Source organism: Lysobacter concretionis Ko07 = DSM 16239, assembly GCF_000768345.1.
In the GTDB taxonomy this organism is placed as follows: Bacteria; Pseudomonadota; Gammaproteobacteria; order Xanthomonadales; family Xanthomonadaceae; genus Novilysobacter; species Novilysobacter concretionis.
Genome location: NZ_AVPS01000024.1, coordinates 1 through 540, shown reverse-complemented (window position 1 = coordinate 540; position 540 = coordinate 1). Strand labels below are relative to the sequence as shown.

The 540-nt window shown below is 56.5% G+C and carries 1 protein-coding gene; it reads left to right on the top strand.

Going from position 1 to position 540, the window contains the following annotated elements; genetic code table 11:
* Positions 1-6 precede the first annotated feature (6 nt).
* Entirely contained in the window at positions 7-165 is a 159-nt protein-coding gene (locus N792_RS14360; protein ID WP_156969424.1) for a choice-of-anchor Q domain-containing protein, read from the top strand.
* Positions 166-540: the final 375 nt, after the last annotated feature.

The following is a 540-nucleotide window of genomic DNA, read 5'->3' as shown; positions in this document are numbered from 1 at the left end:
AAGAACATGACCCTGGCCAGCTTCGACCCCGAGCCCCTCGCCGGCAGCCCGGTCATCGACAAGGCCATCGCCATTGATGGCATGCACACCGACTTCCGCAACAAACCCCGGCCTTCCGGCCCATCCAGCGACATCGGGGCGATCGAAACACAGCGGAAAAAGTGACGCAACAGGGCAGGTTTCATCCCTTTGATTCACTCATATCCGGTTACGTACGGAATCGAGGCAAACGAGTTAAGTGACTGTTTATAAAAATGAATCTTCCTTTTACCCACCAACACCAGCGTGACGACGGTCACATCGGCCGTGACGCAATTGTGACGCAATCGACAAAATCAGGCACTGAAACACGAATACTCCCCGGGCGGATCACAAGGAGGCGACGCAAACCATCCTTTCTTTGCCCGGAGTCCACTCCTCAATGTCCTTCACGTTGTCTCATCCCCTGGCATCACCTCCTTCTTCCCGATCCCTGCTGAAGCCTGCCTTCTCGGCCCTGCTCTTTTTCGCGGCCATCGGATCGGCGCAAGCCGCCACCAC

What these genes read in the sequence shown, in the direction of transcription:
- N792_RS14360 (WP_156969424.1), top strand. Translation starts at nt 7, where the DNA reads ATGACCCTGGCCAGCTTCGACCCCGAGCCCCTCGCCGGCAGCCCGGTC.